16 protein-coding genes and 2 pseudogenes are annotated in these 20,203 nt (G+C 70.2%); 12 read left to right on the forward strand and 6 right to left on the reverse strand.

Annotated features, from left to right (window positions below; genetic code table 11):
• Positions 1-10: 10 nt before the first annotated feature.
• Positions 11-157: a hypothetical protein gene (locus tag ABT137_RS38500; RefSeq protein ID WP_351716271.1), complete on the forward strand. Its 147-nt coding sequence runs from the start codon at positions 11-13 to the stop codon at positions 155-157.
• A gap of 257 nt (positions 158-414) precedes the next feature.
• Here the strand turns inward: ABT137_RS38500 and ABT137_RS38505 are convergent.
• Positions 415-588, reverse strand: a pseudogene (locus ABT137_RS38505) (hypothetical protein); the annotation flags it as partial.
• Positions 589-703: 115 nt separating this feature from the next.
• On the opposite strand from ABT137_RS38505, the gene ABT137_RS38510 reads away from it, so the two are divergent.
• Both ABT137_RS38510 and ABT137_RS38515 read left to right on the forward strand, forming a co-directional pair.
• Entirely contained in the window at positions 704-1,279 is a 576-nt protein-coding gene (locus ABT137_RS38510) for a TetR/AcrR family transcriptional regulator (RefSeq protein WP_351716111.1), read from the forward strand.
• A gap of 73 nt (positions 1,280-1,352) precedes the next feature.
• Positions 1,353-1,967, forward strand: coding sequence for a TetR/AcrR family transcriptional regulator (locus ABT137_RS38515; RefSeq protein ID WP_351716112.1), 615 nt, complete (start codon positions 1,353-1,355; stop codon positions 1,965-1,967).
• Positions 1,968-2,684: 717 nt separating this feature from the next.
• On the opposite strand, the gene ABT137_RS38520 is transcribed toward ABT137_RS38515, so the two are convergent.
• Positions 2,685-3,134, reverse strand: a complete 450-nt coding sequence (locus tag ABT137_RS38520) for a VOC family protein (RefSeq protein ID WP_351716114.1) — start codon at positions 3,132-3,134, stop codon at positions 2,685-2,687.
• 606 nt (positions 3,135-3,740) lie between these two features.
• On the opposite strand from ABT137_RS38520, the gene ABT137_RS38525 reads away from it, so the two are divergent.
• The 5 genes from ABT137_RS38525 to ABT137_RS38545 all read left to right on the forward strand — a co-directional run bounded on the left by ABT137_RS38525 (position 3,741) and on the right by ABT137_RS38545 (position 12,162).
• Positions 3,741-4,943: a glycoside hydrolase family 1 protein gene (locus ABT137_RS38525; protein ID WP_351716116.1), complete on the forward strand. Its 1,203-nt coding sequence runs from the start codon at positions 3,741-3,743 to the stop codon at positions 4,941-4,943.
• Between the two features lie 26 nt (positions 4,944-4,969).
• Positions 4,970-5,785, forward strand: a complete 816-nt coding sequence (locus ABT137_RS38530; protein WP_351716118.1) for an SDR family NAD(P)-dependent oxidoreductase — start codon at positions 4,970-4,972, stop codon at positions 5,783-5,785.
• 53 nt (positions 5,786-5,838) lie between these two features.
• Entirely contained in the window at positions 5,839-7,650 is a 1,812-nt protein-coding gene (gene uidA / locus ABT137_RS38535; protein ID WP_351716121.1) for a beta-glucuronidase, read from the forward strand.
• 426 nt (positions 7,651-8,076) lie between these two features.
• Complete coding sequence (locus ABT137_RS38540; protein WP_351716123.1) at positions 8,077-9,429, forward strand: MFS transporter; 1,353 nt, start codon at positions 8,077-8,079, stop codon at positions 9,427-9,429.
• A 63-nt stretch (positions 9,430-9,492) separates the two neighbouring features.
• Positions 9,493-12,162 carry a family 78 glycoside hydrolase catalytic domain gene (locus tag ABT137_RS38545; protein ID WP_351716125.1) on the forward strand — a complete coding sequence of 890 codons (2,670 nt, stop codon included), beginning with the start codon at positions 9,493-9,495 and terminating at the stop codon, positions 12,160-12,162.
• 49 nt (positions 12,163-12,211) lie between these two features.
• Here ABT137_RS38545 and ABT137_RS38550 read toward each other — a convergent pair whose 3' ends face one another.
• From ABT137_RS38550 to ABT137_RS38560, 4 genes and pseudogenes are all read right to left on the reverse strand, one after another.
• Entirely contained in the window at positions 12,212-12,838 is a 627-nt protein-coding gene (locus ABT137_RS38550) for an alpha/beta hydrolase (protein ID WP_351716128.1), read from the reverse strand.
• Between the two features lie 140 nt (positions 12,839-12,978).
• Positions 12,979-13,272 (reverse strand): annotated as a pseudogene (locus ABT137_RS51120) (glycoside hydrolase family 78 protein); the annotation flags it as partial.
• A gap of 8 nt (positions 13,273-13,280) precedes the next feature.
• Entirely contained in the window at positions 13,281-14,078 is a 798-nt protein-coding gene (locus ABT137_RS38555) for a sugar phosphate isomerase/epimerase family protein (protein WP_351716130.1), read from the reverse strand.
• Positions 14,075-14,692, reverse strand: a complete 618-nt coding sequence (locus ABT137_RS38560; protein WP_351716133.1) for a TetR/AcrR family transcriptional regulator — start codon at positions 14,690-14,692, stop codon at positions 14,075-14,077. Before ABT137_RS38560 ends, ABT137_RS38555 begins: the two co-directional genes overlap by 4 nt.
• Positions 14,693-15,023: 331 nt before the next feature.
• On the opposite strand from ABT137_RS38560, the gene ABT137_RS38565 reads away from it, so the two are divergent.
• Genes ABT137_RS38565 through ABT137_RS38580 form a run of 4 tightly spaced genes read left to right on the forward strand, consistent with a single transcriptional unit; the run spans position 15,024 to position 20,140 of the window.
• Complete coding sequence (locus ABT137_RS38565) at positions 15,024-16,616, forward strand: ABC transporter substrate-binding protein (protein ID WP_351716135.1); 1,593 nt, start codon at positions 15,024-15,026, stop codon at positions 16,614-16,616.
• Between the two features lie 10 nt (positions 16,617-16,626).
• A complete protein-coding gene (locus tag ABT137_RS38570) occupies positions 16,627-17,571 on the forward strand; it encodes an ABC transporter permease (protein WP_351716137.1) in 945 nt (314 codons plus the stop codon).
• Positions 17,568-19,328: an ATP-binding cassette domain-containing protein gene (locus ABT137_RS38575; protein ID WP_351716139.1), complete on the forward strand. Its 1,761-nt coding sequence runs from the start codon at positions 17,568-17,570 to the stop codon at positions 19,326-19,328. The genes ABT137_RS38570 and ABT137_RS38575 overlap by 4 nt, the downstream gene beginning before the upstream one ends.
• On the forward strand, positions 19,325-20,140 hold the full coding sequence (locus ABT137_RS38580; protein WP_351716141.1) for an ATP-binding cassette domain-containing protein: 816 nt from the start codon (positions 19,325-19,327) through the stop codon (positions 20,138-20,140). The genes ABT137_RS38575 and ABT137_RS38580 overlap by 4 nt, the downstream gene beginning before the upstream one ends.
• The last annotated feature ends 63 nt before the right edge of the window (positions 20,141-20,203 follow it).

Here is a 20,203-nt window from a genome sequence, read left to right on the forward strand (position 1 = left end):
TCAGGATGTGATGACGGAGCACCGAGCCGAGTCACCGGTCGGCGCGCAGGAGGAGTGCGGGGAGGAACGGCACGGCGAGTGCGGTGACGGCCGGGGCGAGGAGTGCGCGGACCATTCGGCGCCGATCCCGCGCGTCTCCATCGGCACGGGGCTGTGAGCCTGCCGGTGGGCGGTCGCGCTCACCACGCGCGGGGCACCGTCGAAGAAGGGCGCCAAGTCGCCCGTCGGACGTCCGGCGTCCGGAGCGGTCGACAGCGACGACCATCGCCACCGGGTTGCCGACGGACCGCACCTCACCCCCGGCGAGGGGCGGCGAGGCGTGTCCGGGTCATAGCGCCCGTCGAGCGCGTACCACTGCTCACGCACACCCGGTTTGAGGTCGTGGGCGACTAACACTGCAAGTGCGCCATCCAGCTGGAGCGCCTCCGACCCGTCGGTCCCAGCGGTCCGAGCCCACGCGACCGCACTGCGCACGAAGCAGGCGTGCAGCCTGCCGCGGCGTACGGCGTCGTCGATGTACGTGCCGGTGCCGGTCAGCAGCCGCGAGTCCTCGACGCGCAGGGAGCGGGTGCCCGTACAGCGAGCCATGCGCCTGGCCCTCCGTTCACGCTAAACGAGTGTTCAACACGAGCGCTGAACAACTGTTTAACAGCGCGGTCCCGGGCCGTCAAGGACAATGAGCGGCATGACTGCGCCTCGCCGCATGGGCACCGAGAACTCCAAGACCCGCCAGCTCCTGCTCGACGTCGCCGAGCGACTGATGCTCGAGGAGGGCTACGCCTCCGTGGGCATTCGCCGGGTGGCGCGCGAGGCCGAGGTGGCGCCGGCACTGGTCCTTTACTACTTCCGCACGCTCGACGACCTCTTCCTCGCCATACTCCGACGAAGGGGTGACCATGAAATGGAGCGGGTGGTCCGGCTGCTGGACGGCCCGCAGCCGCTGCGCACTCTGTGGCAGATCGCCAGCCACCCTGGCAACGCGCTGACCACGGAGTTCGCCGCGCTGGCCAATCACCGCAAGGCGATTCGCGCCGAACTCGCCGCCTTCGCCGAACGCTACCGCGAGGCACAACTGGAGGCCCTCACGCGCCGACTCACGGAGACGGGCACGGAGCTGCCGCCCGAGGTGTCCCCGGCCGTGCTGCTCATGCTGACGAACGCGCTGGGCCGGATCATCATGATGGAGAACACCATGGGGATGACCGCCCGACACGCTGAAGCCCTCGCGTTCGTGGAACAGTTTCTCCAGCACCACGAAGGGGCCGTCGCGGATGCCTGAAGGCGTGCGACCGGCCAATCAAATTCCGACCGTATGGTAAGTTTTTAGGTCGCCGAGGAGAGGGAGCGCCACTGTGGGGCAGGCAAAGGCGCGGGGACCGTACGCCAAGACACCGGCCCGCCGGGAGGAGATCGTACGGGCGGCGCGCGACAGCTTCGCCGAGCGCGGTTACGCCAAGGCCTCCCTGCGCGACATCGCCGAGCGGGCCGGCATCACCCACGCCGGGCTCCTGCACCACTTCCGCAACAAGGACGAACTCCTCGCCGAGGTGCTCGCCGACCGCGACTCAGAGGAGTGGCAGCAGGGCCTGGACGATGTCGACAGCCCCGACCAGCTCGGGCCCTATCTCGCCGCACTGATCCGCCACCACCAGAGGGCCCCCGAGCTGATGCGCCTGTGGATCGAGCTCGCGGCGGCGGCCTCCCGACCGGATCATCCCGCGCACACCTACTTCGTCGACCGCTACGAACGCAGCCGCGCGCAGTTCGTCGACGGATTCCCCGACGAGAAGGCTCGCGCCAGGCTCCGGGAAGGCGTCGGCCCCGAGAACGCCGCAGTCCTCTTCCAGGCGGTACTCAACGGGCTCCAGTTGCAGTGGATCCTCGATCAGGACCTCGACATCGTGGGGCCGGTCACCGACTTCGTACGGCTGCTGTTCGAGCGGGACGACGCCGAGGGCGTCGGCTGAACAGTGACGGCGCACGGCCGCGTTCGGTGTCCACGGCGGTCACGCTGCCGACCCGGGGCGGTCAGGGACGCCATGCCGTTCCACGGGAAGGGCGTGGTCCCGCACCGGGGCCCAGGTCGCCCTTCCGGGGCAGGTGCCGGTGGCGAGGCCCACCGCGCACGTGAGGTCCGACCCCCGGCCCGAGATGAGCCAACTCATCCCGCTAGAGAGCGCGAAGGCCGAGCCGCCGCCTCAATCCAGCCGGTCCGCGCACCTCACACGTGGCCGCCTCCTGGCGGAGGCCAGGTCCCTCGCCGACGCCAGCGCCGACCGCCACCGCATCCGCGCGCCGCGGCGGCGTTTCCGCACCACCGAGTCACCCCGACCCGGCACTTGAGGAGTGGCCCGCCCCTGAGACAGGCGCGGGGGCGGACGTCTCCCTGCCTCTGCGGTCCCGCCCCGACACGAGACCCGAGCCGAGGGCCACGGTCGTGAATCCGGCCGAGCGCGGGATCGCCATGATGCTGCGGGAGGGCGCAACCGCGTCAACTCCGCATTCGCGGCTCCGCGGATCTCGGTGGTGATCGCCCCGGACTGCACTGTCCGGCGGAACGCCACCTCCCCGTACTCGGCACGGATCGCCTGGCGCCGGGCGACTTCTCACGGAGCGTAGCGGCAAGAGCCGGTTCGCCGTCATCGACGGCTTGGCCGGTGCTGCCGCACGCCCCGGCATCGGAGTCAGCCCGTCTGCAGAATCTCGACCTGGTTGCCCCATGGATCGAGGACATCGACGGATCGGGACTGCCCGTCCGGGCCGCCTTCGAACTCGCCCTGGACCGTGGCGCCGTTCGCGACCGCCCGCGCCTTCGCGATGTCCAGGTCCGGGACCTGGATGATGAAGCTCCCCTTCTTCTTCCAGTCGTGAGGGCCCCTCTTCAGGAGAACCAGCCCAGGCCCTCCGTTCGGAAACACCACGATATGCGCGGTTTCTCCCTGGGCGACGGCGAATTTCGCGCCGAACACCCGGCCGTAGAACGCTTCGCCGGCATCAAGGGTGCCCACGTAGAGCTTGACCATGATGATAGTTCCGGTCGGCGCAGCCGAACTGTCCGAATCCAAGCGGCTCGTCGACACAGCAGTGGCCGGCGAGCCGGCGAGCCGCGCGGCGACCGCATTCCCGGTGGTCACGTGTGAGTCCGTCGCCGCTCTGGTCCCGGCGGGCGCACCGCACCCGACCGCCAGTATCAGCGGCACAGCAAGCAGAATCGCTCGTCGACGCATCAAGGAGCCTCTCCATCTCTCGGGCGAGTGTGGCGCGATCTGTGTTCGACGGCGAGCGGGCAGTCGGTGTGCGTGAACGCGACGGGACTTCATGCGCAGCCGGAAAGGTGCGCTGGTTGCCGCCGTACGGCGCACCGACGCCGCCACCACCGTGCAATCCTGAAAGTTTCAATCTCTCTCAGGAGAGCGAAACTCTCGCATGATGCGAACTGACTTTCAATATCCGGGAGTCTGGTTCTAATCCCAGTCTGTCGACGCACTCGGACACCGAGAGGGCCCGCCCGAATGTAACGCTCAGGTTACGAAATCACCCCGCCATCTTCCCCGCCCCTCGATCCCGGTTTACGTTCCAGCGAAAACCAACCACATGGTAACAGTTGGTGTCCGGACGCAGCCAGCGTCCCGATCCACGTCCAGCACTCGCGCTCCCGGCCACTCAGGCAGGCCAGACCGCCCCGGCGGGCCGCGCATCGCCGGGGCGGTCACCATCGGCACTCAGGAAGGCATTCGACGATGACCGAACTCGCTCCCGGTTTCCTCTGGGGCGCATCCACGGCACCGCACCAGATCGAGGGCAACAACCTCAACAGCGACTTCTGGGCGAACGAGGGGCGCATCCCGGGCATGGAGCGCAGCGGCGACGCCTGCGACAGCTACCACCGGTACCGCGAGGACATGAAGCTGCTCGCGGACGCCGGGCTGGGCGCCTACCGCTTCGGTATCGAGTGGGCACGGATCGAGCCGCTCCCCGGCCTGGTCTCGCGCGCCGAACTCGCCCACTACCGGCGCATGATCGAAACGGCCTTCGAGCTCGGCCTGACCCCGGTCGTGACCCTGCACCACTTCACCAGCCCGCTCTGGTTCGCCGAGGAGGGCGGCTGGCTCGGCGACCGCGCGGTGGACCGGTTCCGGACCTACGTCGAGACGGTCGCGCCGATCCTCGAAGGCGTCGAGTGGGTCGTCACCATGAACGAGCCGAACATGCTGGCCATCATGGTCGGCATGGCGCGGGCCTTCCAGAACCCGCAGGCCGACGGGGAGTGGCAGAGTCCCACCCTCGACACCGAGGGCCCACGCCCGCCGTTGCCCGCTCCCGACGTGCTCATCGGCGCGCGACTCGTCGAAGCGCACCACGCCGCGCGGGAAGTGCTGCGCGACCGCACCGGCGCCAAGGTCGGCTGGACGGTCGCCAACCGCGCCTTCGTGGCCCGCCCCGGAGCGGAGGAGAAGAAGCGCGAGCTGGAACACGTCTGGGAGGACCTCTACCTGGAGGGGTCGCGCGGCGACGACTTCGTGGGCGTGCAGTCGTACTCCAGCCAGTGGGTCGGCCCGGACGGCATCGAGCCCTACCCGCCGCACCCGGACAACACGCTCGTGGGGACCGCCTACCGGCCCGACGCCCTGGGCATCGCGGTACGGCACACCGCCGAGTTCACCGGGGGCCTGCCGATCCTGGTCACCGAGAACGGCATCGCCACCGGTAACGACACCCGCCGCATCGCCTACACGGGCGAAGCCCTTGAGCACCTCGGCAAGGCGATCGCCGACGGGGTGGACGTACGCGGCTATCTGCACTGGAGCCTGCTCGACAACTACGAGTGGGGTCACTGGGCGCCGACGTTCGGCCTGGTCGAGGTCGACCGCGAGACGTTCGAGCGCCGCCCCAAGCCCTCTCTCTACTGGCTGGGCGAGACCGCCCGCCGCGGCCGGATCTGACCGCACTTCCACCGGAGGGACACACCGTGCAGATATCCGTACCCGACGTCTCGTCCGAGTCCCTGGCCGAACTCGTCTCGCTGGCCGGGCGGCGCGCCGTCGTGACCGGCGCGGGCCAGGGGCTCGGCCGGGCCGTCGCCGAGCGGCTGGCCGAGGCGGGAGCCGATGTGCTCGTCGCGGACATCCAGGACGAGCTCGCCACCGCCGTCGCCGAGGAGCTCGGCGCCCAAGGCCCCGGCCGCGCCCTGGCCGCCCATCTGGACGTCACCGACCCCGACAGCGTCGTGGCCGCCGCCGACCTCGCGGTCCGGGAGCTCGGCGGCATCGACATCTGGGTGAACAACGCCGGGATCTTCCCCAGCGTGCCCGCGCTGGAGATGTCCGCCAAAGCCTTCGACGAGGTGTTCGCGGTCAACACCCGCGGCGTATTCCTCGGCTCCCGGGAGGCCGCGCGCCGGATGAGCGAGGCCGGCAGCGGGGGCGTCATCGTCAACGTCGTCTCCACGGCCGGGTTCCGCGGGACGGCCCCCGGGCTCGCCGCCTACGTCGGCTCCAAGCACGCGGCACGCGGCCTCACGCGGCAACTCGCCCTGGAGTTCGCCTCGTTCGGCATCCGCGTACTGGGCGTCGCACCGACGTTCGTACCGACCGAGGGGAACATGGCGGCGGCCGCCGCGGCCGGAGTGGACGCCGACTCGTTCATGTCCGTGATGCAGCCGGGCCCGCTCGGTCGGCTCGGCGTGCCCGACGACATCGCCCGGGTGGTGCTGTTCTGCGCCAGCGACCTCTCGGCCTTCATGACAGGCAGCACCCTGCTCGCAGACGCCGGCGAAACGATGTGACGCGCGCTGCCCCGACACCACCCCGACCACACCGAGCAACCGGTAGGAACCCCATGCTCTCGCCCCGCACCACCCCCACCCGCGACATCGTCGGCCTCGACGGCCTGTGGCGGTTCGCTCTCGGCACCCGCGCCGGCGCCGCCCCCTGGGCGTCACAGCTCGCCCCACCGCTCGAAGTCCCCGTGCCCGCCAGCTACAACGACCTGTTCGTGGACCCGGAGATCCGCGACCACGTCGGAGTCGTCTGGTACCAGCGCGACGTGCGCGTGCCGCGCGGCTGGACCGGCGAACGCGTGGTCCTGCGCTTCGGGTCCGTCACCCACACCGCGCAGGTCTACGTGGACGAACGGCTCGTGGCCGAGCACACCGGCGGCTACACACCGTTCGAGGCGGACCTGACCGGCATCGTCGAGCCCGGCGCCCAGTTCCGGCTGACGGTCGGCGTCGACAACCGGCTGACGAACGTGACGATCCCGCCGGGCACCGTCACGACCGGCCCCGACGGACACGAACGGCAGTCGTATCTGCACGACTTCTACAACTACGCGGGCATCGCGCGCCCGGTCCGCCTGTACAGCACGCCGACGACCTTCGCCGAGGACGTCACCGTCGTCACCGGACGGGACGGCACGGCCGGCACCGTCGAGTACCGCGTGGAGACCGTCGGCGAGCACGCCGACACGGTCACCGTGCGGGTGCGTGCGGTGGACGAGTCCGGCCGGACCGTCGCGGAGGGCCACGGCCCCGAGGGCGTCCTGCGCATCGAGGACGTCACGCTCTGGCAGCCGGGCGCGGCCTATCTCTACGACCTCGTCGTGGAACTGGCCGTCGACGGCGAGACCGTGGACAGCTACACCCAGCCCTTCGGCGTCCGCACGGTCGAGGTGCGCGGCACTGACTTCCTCATCAACGGCGAGCCGTTCTACTTCACCGGCTTCGGCAAGCACGAGGACACCCCGGTCCGCGGCAAGGGCCACGACGACGCCTACCTCGTCCACGACTTCCAGCTGATGGAGTGGACCGGCGCCAACTCCTTCCGCACCTCCCACTACCCCTACGCCGAAGAAGTCCTGGACTACGCCGACCGCCACGGCATCGTCGTCATCGACGAGACCGCCGCCGTCGGCCTCAACCTGGGCGTCCAGGGCGGGCTCACCGGCATTCCGCCGACCCCCACCTTCGCGCCGGAGAACTTCGGCGGGACCACGCGGGACGTCCACGCCCAGCACCTGCGAGAGCTCATCGAACGGGACAGGAACCACCCGAGCGTGGTGATGTGGTGCCTCGCCAACGAGCCGGCCTCCAACGAGGACGGCGCACGCGACTACTTCGAGCCACTGGTCGAACTGGCCCGCAAGCTCGACCCGACCCGGCCCCTCACCTACGCCGCCGTCATGTTCGCGACGCCGCAGAACGACCAGATCGGCGACCTGTTCGACGTACTCAGCATCAACCGCTACTACGGCTGGTACCTCTTCACCGGCGACCTCCCGACCGCCGAGGGGTATCTGGAACAAGACCTGCGCGGGTGGGTCCAGCGCTTCGGCAAGCCGGTCATGATGTCCGAGTACGGCGCCGACACCCAACCCGGCCTGCACTCCGTCTGGGACGCCCCGTGGAGCGAGGAGTACCAGAGCGACTTCCTCGCCATGTACCACCGGGTCTTCGACCGCATCCCGGAGTTCGTCGGCGAACACGTCTGGAACTTCGCCGACTTCCAGACCTCTCCCGGCATCCATCGCGTCGACGGCAACAAGAAGGGCGTGTTCACCCGCGACCGCAAGCCCAAGTCCGCCGCGTTCGCCCTGCGCCGGCGCTGGCACGGCCTGGGCGGCCGCAGGCCCGGCCAGGCCGCGGCCGACTGACACCCGCGGTGCCAGTCGGCACCGCGCTTCCGTTACGCAGCACTGGGCTTCCGTTTCGCCGCGCGACCGAGAAGACGGCCCATGCCTCGACCCCGCCGCCCCATGGCACACAGCCGAACCACACCGGCGCTCTGCGCCGACCGAGCCGCTCACGGCCCGGCACCCGTCGGTGCAAGGCCACAGCCGCCGCTGTGCGTTCGCCGCGGTCCCGGCCGCCCTTCACCGGCGTCTCCTGAACCGGGATCCCGGCCCCGATGCTCCCGGCCGCTCACACACGCGGGATTCCCCGGTGCCGTAACGCCGCGGGACCGGTCGGCGGTACGGCTTCGACCGTGCCGTCGGCATCCCCGCCCACCGTTCCGGAGACGGCCCTTCCTGGCGCCCGACAGCCGCCGCCCCTTGTGATCATGTGACAAAGGAGTCCTCATGCCTCACGACGACCGAGACGTCAGCGTGGTGGTTCCCCCTTTGGCTGTGTCGCCGCAGGACGCCGCCGGGGCTCCCACCGAGCCGCCCGCCAAGCCCGAGATCGAGGCACCGCCGCTGCAGAAGGTCGGCAGGGAGTACCTCCTCTGGCTGATGATCGCCAGCTTCGGCGGCTCCCTGGCCCTGATGGTCCCCCTCTCCTACTCGCTCGCGGTGCGGATCTCCGATCTCGCACCCGGGCACGAGGAGCGGCTCGGGTACGTCACCGGGTCCGCGCAGTTCGGCTACCTGGTCCTCAGCCCCCTGATCGGCCTCTGGAGCGACCGGACCCGTTCCCGGCTCGGCCGCCGGACCCCCTTCATGATCGGAGGTGCCCTGCTCGGCACCGTCGCGCTCGTCGGGGTCGCCCTCGCGCCGTCGGTCCTCCTGCTGGGCCTGGCGTGGGTCGTCGGCATGATCGGCTGGTCCACGGCCGGACAGGCCGTGCAGAACGTCCAGGCGGACCGGGTGCCCGAGGAGCAGCGCGGCCGGGTCTCGGCGCTGACCAGTGTCATGACCCAGATCGCCCCCGTGATCGGCATCGGTCTCGCGTACGGGGTGGCCTCCAGCACGTTCCTGGTGTTCCTGGTCCCGGGCGTACTGGGCGCCGCCCTGGTGATCCTTTTCCCGGTGTTCAAGCCCGAGGGCGACTCCCGCGCACTCGTGCGCACCAGCGGCGTGACGCTGCGGAACGTGGTTGCCAGCTACGGCTTCAACCCGCGCAAGTACCCGGATTTCGGCTGGAACTGGCTCGGCCGCTTCGTCTTCTTCATGGGCCTGTACTTCAACACCACCTTCGGCACCTTCTTCTACGCGCAGCGGCTCGACCTGCCGGTCAAGGAGGTCGCCGGGATCGTGGCGGTCATCGGGACCATCGGCGTGGTGGCCGCGGCGGGCGGCGCCATCGGGGGCGGCTTCCTCTCCGACAAGCTCGGCCGGCGCAAGCTGTTCACCCTGATCGGCTCCGCGGTGTTCGTCGCCGGGGCCGTCACCGAGGCGTTCGCCCACTCGCTGCCCCAACTGGTCGTCGGCGCGGTGCTGATGCAGTTCGCCATCGCGGTGTTCAGCGCCGTCGACCAGGCGATCGTGTTCGCCGTCCTGCCGGACCGGGCCGAGGCCGGCCGCTATCTCGCCGTCGTCGCCTTCGCGCAGAAGATCCCCAGCGCCGTCGCGCCGCTGATCGCCCCCCTCGTCATCACCTTCGGCGTCGGCGACGGCGGCGAGAAGAACTACACCCAGCTCTACCTGATCGGCGCGGTCCTGGCCCTGGTCGGCGGCCTCGTCGTCAAGTTCAAGGTCAGATCGGTCCGTTAGCGCCACCTCCCGGCCGCCACCCCGGCAGACCTCCCGTCCCACCGAGTCCCGAGAAGGCACAGCATGCGCAACGCACCGTACGACCTGGGCATCGACAGCGGCGGCGACGACTTCCCCGTGTCGGGGCCCACGCCCCGGTTGTCGTGGAAGCCGCCGTCGGACGCGGCCCGCCCGGTGGCGTACGAGGTGGAGTGCACCGTCGACGGAGAGGCGCGGCCCGTGGTGCGCGTCACCGCCGGCGGGCACCGGTTCCTTCGCTGGCCGTGGACGGCGCTGGACAGCGGTCGCCGGGTGGTCTGGCGCGTCCGGGCGCTCGGCAGCAACGGCGACGGCGACTCGCCGTGGTCACGGTGGCACGCGTTCGAGACGGGGCTTCTCGACGCGGACTGGCGGGCGCGCTGGATCAGTCCCGCCCAGTCCGGCGACGCCGGCTACGGCAGACGGCCCGCGTACGTCCTGTCGGCCCGGTTCGAGGCGCGGTCCGGGGTGCGCTCGGCACGGCTGTACGCGACGGCCCTCGGAGTGTACGAGGCGTATGTCAACGGCGCGCGGGCCGGCACCGCCGAACTGTCGCCAGGATCCACCTCCTACGACCGCACGCTCTATGCCCAGGCGTCCGACGTCACGGCCGCCGTCGAGGCGGGCGGCAACCGGTTCGAGATCCTGCTGTCCGACGGCTGGTACCGGGGTCAGGTGGGGGCCTTCCGCCGGCCGGCGGAATGGGGCACGGTGCTCGGCGCGCGGGCCGAGCTGCACATCGTCCACGAGGACGGCGCACGGCAGGTCGTCCGCACCGACGGGACATGGACGAGCACGGAGTCGGCCATCACGCGGGCCGACCTCATGGAAGGCCAGACCACCGACTTCCGGCTGCGGCCCGGGGCCGGCAGGCCGGTCCTCGTCGACCAGGTGGAGGCGCCCTCTGTCAACTGGTCGCCGGCGCCACCGGTGCGCGTGATCGAGTCACGCCCCGCACAGGCCGTCGTACAGCTCGAAGACGGCGTATGGATCGCCGACTTCGGCCAGAACGCATCCGGCCGGATCGCCCTGGACGATCTCGGCCCGGCCGGCACCCGCACGGTCGTCGACCACGGCGAACACCTCGGCCCCGACGGCGACCTGACGACCGCCCACCTCGACGCCATCCGCCCCGGCCAGGCTCCGATCCCCTTCGTCCAGCGCGACGAGGCCCTGTCTGCGGGCGGTGGCGAGACGTTCGAGCCGCGCCACACCGTGCACGGTTTCCGGTACGTCCGGGTCCGCCGCGGCGGCGCCCCGCTCGACCCGGCGAGCCTCGTCATGCGGGTCGTCCACTCGGACCTGCGCCGCACCGGCACCTTTACGTGCGGACATGAGGATCTCAAACGCCTCCACGAGATCGCCGAATGGAGCTTCCGCGGCAACGCCGTCGACGTGCCCACCGACTGTCCGACCCGTGAACGTCTCGCCTGGACCGGCGACTACCAGGTCTTCGCCCCCACCGCGACACGCCTCTACGACGTCCTGGGTTTCAGCCGCAAGTGGCTGCGCTCCGTCCGCGACGACCAGCTGCCCGACGGCCGGATCGCCAACTTCTCGCCCGACGGGCGCCGTATCAAACACCACCTCGACGACCAGTTCGCCCTCATGACCGGCTCGGCCGGCTGGGGAGACGCCGTCGTCGCCGTCCCGTGGGAGCTGTACGAGTCGTATGGCGACCGGGAGGTGCTGGCGGAGAACTGGGAGGCGATGGTCCGCTGGGTGGAGTGGGCGCTCATGACCGCCCGCACCGCCCGCCACGGGTCCCGGACCGAGCGCTCGGCCGAACCGCTGCCGCACGAGCGATACTTGTGGGACGGCTCCTTCCACTGGGGTGAGTGGACCGAGCCCCGGGTGAGGGCGGCCGACGGGAGCCGTGTCGACCCGGTCAAGGACGATCCCGTCGCCTGGTTCATGGCTGACAAGGGGGAGATCGGCACGGCCTTCCTGTACCGCTCGACCGCGACCCTGGCCCGTGTGGCACGGGTGCTGGACCGTACCGAGGACGCGGACCGCTACGCCGACATCGCCGAGCGGGTCCGTGACGCGTGGCGCACCGAATTCCTCTCCCCCGCCGGGCGCACGGTCGGCGACACCCAGGCCGGTTATGTGCGCGCCCTGTCGCTCGACCTCGTCCCCGGTGCACTGCGCGAGGCCGCCGCCGCGCGCCTGGTCGAGCTGATCCGCACGGCCGGCACGCATCTCGGTACCGGCTTCCTCGCGACCGGCGACCTGCTCCCCGTCCTCGCCGATACCGGTCACCCCGACGTCGCCTACGAGCTGCTCCTCCAGCGCACCGCGCCGTCCTGGTTGTACATGGTCGACCGCGGCGCGACGACCATCTGGGAGGACTGGGAGGGCGTCGACGACACCGGCTCCGCGCACGAATCCCTGAACCACTACAGCAAGGGCGCGGTGGCCCGCTTCCTGCACACCCACGTTCTGGGCCTGCGGCAGACGCCGGGGTCGGTCGCCTGGGAGTCCTTCGAGGTCGCGCCCGTCCCGCATCCGTCCGTGCCGTGGGCTCGGGGCACACACGAGTCCCCGCAGGGCACGATCGCCGTCGAGTGGCGGACGACGGGCGACCTGCTCACCGTCACGGTCGACGTCCCGCAGGCCACCACCGCACGCGTCGTCTTCCCCGACGGCACCACGGTGGAACCCCTCCCCTGCGGCAGGTTCAGCGCCTCCCGCCGCGTGGGGAAGGCGGGTTGAGACGACCGGCGGGCGTTTCCCGAGGATGGCGGCCCCGGAAGGCGTGCCATCAGGCGTCCCGCAGAGCCTCCCGCATCGCCGCCACCCTGGCCTGCCGCAATTCCCTGACGACGGGATGCTCGGGCGCGACCAGCTCGAACGCGTGATGGGCGCCGGGGATCGTCGTCAGCTCGCATTCCACACCGGCTTCGCCGAGGCGTCGCGCGTAGTCGACGCTCTCCTGATGGAACAGGTCGATCTCTCCGACACTGATCCACGCGGGAGCGAGTCCACTGAGGTCCGTGCGCCGGGCCGGCACGGCGTAAGGGCGCTCCTCGTGTTCGCCCGGAGCGTGTCCCAGATAGCTGGTCCACGCGAACCTGTTCGAGGGCACCGTCCAGGCGACGCTCACGCGGCCTTCCGTCTCCGCGCGGACGACGGTCCGGTCGTCCAGCATGGGTGCGATCAGCACCTGGAGGCGCAGATCGATGCCGGTGTCGTGAGCCCGCTGGGCGACCGCCGCGGCGAGTCCGCCGCCCGCGCTCTCGCCCCCGACGACGACCCGGCGCGGGTCGATTCCGAGCTCCTCGGCGTGGGTGAGCAGCCACTCGAGGGCCGCGTAACAGTCGTCGACGGCGGCGGGACAGGGGTGCTCGGGTGCAAGCCGGTAGTCCGGTACGACGACGAGCGCGCCCAACTCGGCCCAGTCGGCCGGGTCGAGAATCGTCGTCGCGAACCGCGATGCGGCCCATTCGCCGGGTTCCTCCCCGCCGGTCCAGATCCGGACACGCCATGTGTAGCGGCCCCGGGAGGCGAAGGCGACTTCCGTTCCGGGACGACGACCGAATGCGAAGCGCCGGAGAGCACCTTTCCGGTGGCGGCGACCACCGCGTCGGCGCCGGCTTCGCGGACCTCCAGCTCGTAGGCCGTCTGACGGCCGGCAGTGCTCTCGACATGCCAGCCGAACGCCGGGCTCGGAGTCCACACCGCATCCGGCTCGACGAGCCGCTCGACGGTGAGGTCGCGGGAGGGTGGGCGATGCCATGGGATCGTTTCTCCGTCTGCTCGTTCCGTGCTGAAGCCCAGTGACGCCTTACGCCGGCACGGCCTGAACCGGTCCCGCTTCCCCACGGGGAGGGTCAGGGGACGGTCAGGCCGCTCGCCAGCAGGGCTTGCCGGTTGGCCGCGAGGAGTTCGAAGCGGTCGGCTTCCGTCTGGTCGATCTCCGCGATGTGCCAGCGCAGATGGCTTCCCGCGCGCAACGCGGCCGGGATGTCGATGTCCCCGGTGCCGATGGGAGTCTGCGGTGTGTCCCGTTCGGCGGGCCCGTCCTTGAGGTGGACGGTCACGGCGCGTTCTCCGAGACGTTTCAGGACATCGGCCGGGTCCTGGCCGGCCACGGCGGCCCAGTAGACGTCGACCTCGGCGAGGATCTCGGGGTCGAGGAGATCCCACAGCACGTCGAAGGCATGGGCGCCGCCCGGCAACCGGGCCCACTCGAAGTGGTGGTTGTGGTAGCCGAGCCGGATCCCCGCACCGGCCAGCTCCCGTGCCGCCTCGTTGAGACGGCCGGCGAAGGCGCGTATCCCGTCGCGGGTCTCCAGGGATCTTTCGTCGAAGCCGTCGACGAGCCACGGAATCGGCACGAAGGCGGTGTCCGTGCCGAGGATGCGGCAGGTCTCGATCGCGGATGCCTGGCTGTCGGCCGAGACGGCGATGTGCACGGAGCTGACACCGAGGCCGGCCTCGTCCAGCTCCGCACGCAACGCCCGTGCGGAGGCCGCCAGTTCGTCGGGGGGTGTGTTCCACAGACCGAGCGCGAACGGCTCGACGTGGCGGAAGCCCAGCGCGGCAAGGCGAGCGAGCGTGCCGGGGCGGTCGGCCTGCAGAGCGTCGATCACGCTGTACAGCTGGACGGCGAGGGTGCCCGGTCTCATTCTTCGTCCTCCGGTCGCGCGGCCTGCGGGAAGGTCATCCTCATGAAGGCCTGGACCGGGCCTACGATGTCGAGCTCCCCGTCGAGCAGCCATTGCAACTGCAGGCCGTTGAGCACGGCTTGGAGCAGGATGGCCGCGTGTTCGGGCGCGAGCGCCTCGTGCAGCTCTCCCCGGTCGGCCTTCCCCCGCATGCCCCGTGCGAACTGATCGCGTCCCCAGGCGTAACGCTCCACGAAGTAGCCGTGCGCCGGATGCTCCGGACGAGAGGCGGCCGCCGTGAGCTCGATCCACAGGCGCATCAGCTCGGGGGCCCTCTGGTGGTGGCGCAGCATTCCTCCGAGGTACGGCGTCAGGTGGTCCATGTCCGGGACCTTCGACTCGGCGTACCGCCTCTCCTCCGTGTCGCGTTCGGCGAGCACGGCGGCAAGCAGGTCGTCCTTGTCTCGGAAGTGGTGCAGCAGCCCGGCGTGGGTGATGCCGGCCCGCTCGGCGATGCCCCGCAGCGAAGCCTTCGTGAACCCGTGCTCCGCGAAGCTCTCGCGCGCCGCCCGGACGATCTCCGCCCGCCTGGCCGGGGTCTTGGTGTACGGGCCGCGGGCCTTGACCTGGGTCACTGTGCGCTTCCCCTTCCCGAATCCCGGATCACGATCCGAAAACCTTCCAAGGCATAGATTTTCAAAACCTGATCGGAGTCTGAGCGGTGGCCGCTACGAGCGCAAGGGGCGGCACAGGGTGATTTCGCGCCAGGTAACGCTCTGATTACGAACGCGACCGCCACTCTTCCCGCACCTCCCGCCGAGGCTTACCTTCCGATTGAAATTCGACCACGTGGTAACTGTTCGTTTGACAGGGCGCACCGGCGGATCCGCGACCGCCGTGCATGACCGCACCGACGCACTCACCGATGCCTCGGCTCACCAGGTTCCAGGACGAAGGAATCCACCCATGCGCATCCGCTCCTCGCATTCCCGGCCCAGGCCACGGCCGCGGCAGCGCTCGCAGGCCCTGGCCGCCGCCGTGACCGCAGCCCTGCTGGCGACGGCCACGGCGGCGTGCGACAGCACCCCGGCCGCCACGTCGAGCTCCGGCTCCGACACGACCCTCGCTCTGTCCATCCTCGGCACGCCCAACTCGTTCGACCCCGCCCAGCTCATCGAGGGCCAGCAGACCTACGTCTGGGACTCGATCTTCGACACGCTCCTCCTCCAGGACAACAAGGGCGAGCTCCATCCCGGCGCGGCGCAGAGCTGGTCGTACTCCAAGGACGGCCGCGCGCTGACTCTGAAGCTCCGCCAGGGCATGAAGTTCAGCTCGGGTGAGCCGGTGGACGCGAACGCCGTGCGGGCCACCCTGGAGCGCACCCTCTCGACACCGGGGCAGAGCCAGCAGGCGCTGACTTCCGTGGCCTCGGTCGAGGCTCCTGACGCCTCGACGGTCGTCATCCGGCTCAAGCAGCCCGATTCCTCGCTGCTCAGCCTGCTGTCGACGGCGCCCGGCGTGATAGGCGACCCGAAGACGATGGCGAACAAGTCCACCGCCCTGAACCCGGTCGGCTCGGGCCCGTACACCCTCGACACGAAGGCCACCGTCAACGGCTCGGTGTACGTCCTCAACCGGCGCGACGACTACTGGAACAAGAAGGCGTACCCCTTCAAGACGGTCAAGATCCGCGTGATCACCGATCCGACCGCGTCGGCCAACGCCCTCAAGGCGGGCCAGACCAACGCCGGCACCGCCGACGTCTCACAGCTGTCCGCGCTCAAGGCGGCCGGATTCCAGATCACGCACGTGCAGGCGACCGCGGGCGCCTTCCTTGTGCTCGGCGACCGCGCCGGCACCAAGCTGAAGCCGCTGGGCGACCTGCGCGTCCGCAAGGCCGTCAACATGGCCTTCGACCGGCAGAAGATGGTCACGCAGGTGCTGCGCGGCTCGGGCAAGGCCACCGACCAGTTGTTCAACCCGAAGGGGAAGGCCTACGACGAGGCACTCAACCAGACGTACCCCTACGACGTCGCCGGGGCCAAGAAGCTGCTCGCCGAGGCCGGTTACCCCAAGGGCTTCTCGGTCACCATGCCGAGCCTCGTCTTCACCAAGTCCTTCGAGCCGATCTTCACCCAGGCACTCGCCGACATCGGCATCAAGGTGACCTGGGAGCCGGTACCCGCACAGCAGACCACCTCCGCCGTCGCGTCGGGCAAGTACCCGATGTTCCTGCTCGTGGAGGGCCTCAACACCGACGCTGTCATGACCAAGAGCTTCTACAGCCCTGGCGGCTTCCGTAACGTGTTCCGTTCGACCGATCCGAAGCTGACCGGGCTGCTGGACCAGGCCGCCCGGGAACTCGACCCGGTGAAGTCCGCGGGAATCTACCGGGAGATCAACGAGTTCGGCGTCCAGAACGCGTGGCTGGCGCCCGTCTTCTACCTCGGCAGCGACTGGGCCACCAAGAAGGGCATCACCTACCTCGGCGACGGCTCCTCGACGATGTCCACCATCCGGCAGTTCGGTGTGGCCGGCTCCTCACCGTCCCGAGGGTGAGCCGCCGCCCATGACGGTCTACGTGCTGCGTCGCCTGACCGCGGGCCTCGTGCTCGCGGTCCTGGTGACCATGATCACCTTCCTGTTGCTCAGCACGTCCTTCGACGACGTGGCGAGCAGCATCCTCGGCGGCGGCGCGACCCCGAAGCAGATCGCCGCCCAGAAGGCCCTGATGGGGCTGAACCGACCCCTGTTCACCCAGTACCTCGACTGGCTCTCCCATGCCGTCCGTGGTGACCTCGGCGCCTCGTACTTCACCAGCGAACCGGTCCGCTCCGCGATCACCGCCCGGCTCGGCGTCACTCTGTCGATCGTCGTGGTCGCGCTGCTCGCCACCTCGGTCATCAGCGTGGCCCTCGGCGTGGCCGCCGCCGCGCGCGGCGGCGGTGTCGACCGGTTCGCGCAGGGCGCCGCGATGATCGGCTACCTCGTCCCCAGTCTGCTCGTCGCCATCGCACTGGTCTACGTGCTCGCCATCAAGCTGCACCTGTTCCCGGCCACCGGCTACACGGACCTCACCGAGAGCCCGACGCGGTGGGCGAGTTCCATCGCCATCCCGGTGGCCGCCCTGATGATGGGCGGCGTCGCCAGCCTGACCTCGCAGATCCGCGGCGCCATGATCGGCGAACTGCGCAAGGACTACGTCCGCACCCTGCGCACCCGGGGCATCCCCACCCGCTCCATCGTGCTGCGGCACGCCCTGCGCAACGCCGCGGGACCGGCCCTGACGGTGCTGTCCCTGGAGTTCATCCAGATGCTCGGCGGAGCTCTGATCATCGAGCAGATCTTCGCACTGCCCGGCTTCGGTCAGTACGCGTTCAACGCCTCCCTGCAGGGCGACGTGCCGATCATCATGGGCATCAGCCTCTTCGGCGTACTGCTCGTCGTGGTCGTCAACCTCGTCGTCGATCTGCTGGGTGGCTGGCTCAACCCGAAGGCGAGGACGGTCAGTTGACAACGCCGAGTACACAGGCGCGCCGCCGGTCGGCCCTACGGCGTCTCTTCGCCGACCCCCAGGCCGTCGTCAGCGCGAGCCTGCTCATCGTCATCGTCCTGCTCGGACTGCTCGCACCCGTCCTCACCGACCACGGGCCCAACCAGGCGAACCTGGACGCGGTCGACGCCGGCCTCGGCGACCACGGCTATCTGCTCGGCGGGGACAAGAGCGGCCGCGACATCTACGCCAGACTCCTGTACTCCATCAACACCAGCACGGTCTCGGCGCTCATCGGCGCGAGCATCGCCCTCGCGATCGGGATCACGTCCGGGCTGATCGGAGGGTACTTCGGGCGGCGGGTGCGCGGAGTCACCGAGTGGGTGTTCAGCCTGATCATGACCTTTCCCGGGCTGCTGCTGCTCATCGTGCTGATGCCGGTGACCAAGGGCGACTACAAGGCCACCATGCTGATCTTCGGGGTCCTCCTCTCCCCCGGCGTCTACCGGCTCGTACGCAATCTCGTCCTGGGCGTGAAGAACGAGCTGTACGTGGATGCCGCCCGGGTCTCCGGACTGCCCGACCGGCGCATCCTGCGGCGGCATGTCCTCGCCGTGGTACGCGGGCCGGTGATCATCGCCACCGCGTTCCTCGCGGGTTCCTCCATCGGCGTCCAGTCGGGCCTGGCCTTCCTGGGCGTGGGCTCGAACACGGTGCCCAGCTTCGGCGCGATGATCTCCGAGGGGTTCACCAACCTGTACGAGGAGCCGCTGCAGTTCCTGTGGCCCAGCCTCGCACTCGGAATCATCACCGCCTCGCTGGTGCTCCTCGGGAACGCGCTGCGGGACGCCCTGGAGGGCGGACGTCCGCGGCCGTCCCGGATCGTCACGGCCACCGCGTACCGGCCGCCGCCCGCCACCGAGGACGCCGCGTCCGCACTTCTCACCGTCGACGACCTGGCGATCGCCTACCCGACACCGACCGGCGAACTGAAGGAGGTCGTCAGCGGCGTCACACTCAGCGTGGCGGCCGGGGAGACGCTCGGCCTAGTCGGCGAGTCCGGCTCCGGCAAGACCCAGACCGCGTTCGCCGCACTCGGCGTACTGCCCTCGGAGGCGGTCGTCACCCGCGGTTCGATCCGGCTCGACGGCCGCGAACTGCTCGGCCTGAGCGAGCGCGAACTACGGGCGGTCCGAGGGACGTCCATCGCGTACGTGCCCCAGGAACCCATGTCCAACCTCGACCCGTCCTGCACGGTGGGCTCCCAGCTCGTCGAGGGCGTACGCGCGGCGACACCCATGTCGAGGAATGAGGCCCGCGACCGGGTCATGTCACTCCTCGCCCGGGTCGGCATCCCCGACCCCGAGCGCACCTTCCGCTCCTACCCGCACCAGATCTCCGGCGGCATGGCACAGCGCGTCCTCATCGCGGGCGCAGTCGCCAGCCGGCCTCTGCTGCTGATCGCCGACGAACCGACCACCGCCCTCGACGTCACCGTCCAGGCGGAAATCCTCGACCTTCTGCGCGACCTGCAGAAGGACCTGAACATGGCGGTGCTGCTCGTGACACACAACTTCGGTGTGGTCGCGGACATCTGCGGCCGAGTCGCCGTCATGCGGAACGGCACGGTCGTCGAGACCGGCACGACGGACGAGCTGTTCGCCGCGCCCCGGCACCCGTACACACGCAAGCTCCTGGACTCGATCCTCGACGACACCGCGCTGCGCACCGACCCGCCGGCCGCCCCCGTGGGCGCGCTCGAAACGGAGACCCGATGACCACACTGCTGGAGGTGAACGACCTGTGCGTCACCTACCCCGGCCGGGGCTTCCGGGCCCGCCCGCACGAGGTTCTCCACGGCGTGTCCCTCACCGTGGGGCAGGCCGAGACCCTGGGCGTCGTCGGCGAGTCGGGCTCCGGCAAGACGACCATCGGCCGGTCCGTGCTGGGCCTCGTCCCACCCAGCGGCGGCACGGTCCGCTTCCAGGGCAACGACATCACCCACGCCGGCCGCAAGGAACGCCGCGCCCTGGCCCGCGACATCCAGGTGGTCTTCCAGGACCCGTACTCCTCCCTCAACCCGGCCCTCACCATCGGCGACATCCTCAGCGAACCGCTGATCGTGCAGGGCACCGCGGCGGGTGAGGCCCGGCACCGGGTCGCGGAACTGCTCGACCAGGTGGGGCTGCCGAAGGACGCGTCGCAGCGGCTGCCGCGGGAGTTCAGCGGCGGCCAGCGCCAACGCGTCGCGATCGCCCGCGCCCTGGCACCCGCCCCACGGCTCATCGTGTGCGACGAGCCCGTCTCCGCACTCGACCTCACCACCCAGGCCCGCGTTCTCGATCTCCTCGTCGACATCCAGCGGCGCACCGGCGTCGCCTACCTCTTCATCTCGCACGACCTCGCGGTCATCCGGCACGTCAGCCACCGGGTGAGCGTCATCCACCGGGGCGACATCGTCGAGACCGGACCAGCGGGTGATGTCACCGCCGAGCCAGAACACCCTTACACCCAGAGGCTGTTGCTCGCCGCTCCGGTCGCGGACCCGGTCGAACAGCGCCGGCGGCGCGAGTCCCGGCAGCGCCTGTGACCTCATCGCCGTACCGCATCGCCACGTTCCGGAGGGCCCGGAAGGAGTTCAGAAAGGTGTCCA

The organism is Streptomyces sp. NPDC001980, from assembly GCF_040296885.1.
GTDB lineage: Bacteria > Actinomycetota > Actinomycetes > Streptomycetales > Streptomycetaceae > Streptomyces.

Excerpts from the sequence above, each read along its gene's own strand:
- ABT137_RS38500 (WP_351716271.1), top strand. The coding sequence starts at position 11 with ATGACGGAGCACCGAGCCGAGTCACCGGTCGGCGCGCAGGAGGAGTGC.
- ABT137_RS38510 (WP_351716111.1), top strand. The coding sequence starts at position 704 with ATGGGCACCGAGAACTCCAAGACCCGCCAGCTCCTGCTCGACGTCGCC.
- ABT137_RS38525 (WP_351716116.1), top strand. The coding sequence starts at position 3,741 with ATGACCGAACTCGCTCCCGGTTTCCTCTGGGGCGCATCCACGGCACCG.
- uidA (WP_351716121.1), top strand. The coding sequence starts at position 5,839 with ATGCTCTCGCCCCGCACCACCCCCACCCGCGACATCGTCGGCCTCGAC.
- ABT137_RS38540 (WP_351716123.1), top strand. The coding sequence starts at position 8,077 with ATGCCTCACGACGACCGAGACGTCAGCGTGGTGGTTCCCCCTTTGGCT.
- ABT137_RS38545 (WP_351716125.1), top strand. The coding sequence starts at position 9,493 with ATGCGCAACGCACCGTACGACCTGGGCATCGACAGCGGCGGCGACGAC.
- ABT137_RS38555 (WP_351716130.1), bottom strand. The coding sequence starts at position 14,078 with ATGAGACCGGGCACCCTCGCCGTCCAGCTGTACAGCGTGATCGACGCT.
- ABT137_RS38565 (WP_351716135.1), top strand. The coding sequence starts at position 15,024 with ATGCGCATCCGCTCCTCGCATTCCCGGCCCAGGCCACGGCCGCGGCAG.
- ABT137_RS38570 (WP_351716137.1), top strand. The coding sequence starts at position 16,627 with ATGACGGTCTACGTGCTGCGTCGCCTGACCGCGGGCCTCGTGCTCGCG.
- ABT137_RS38580 (WP_351716141.1), top strand. The coding sequence starts at position 19,325 with ATGACCACACTGCTGGAGGTGAACGACCTGTGCGTCACCTACCCCGGC.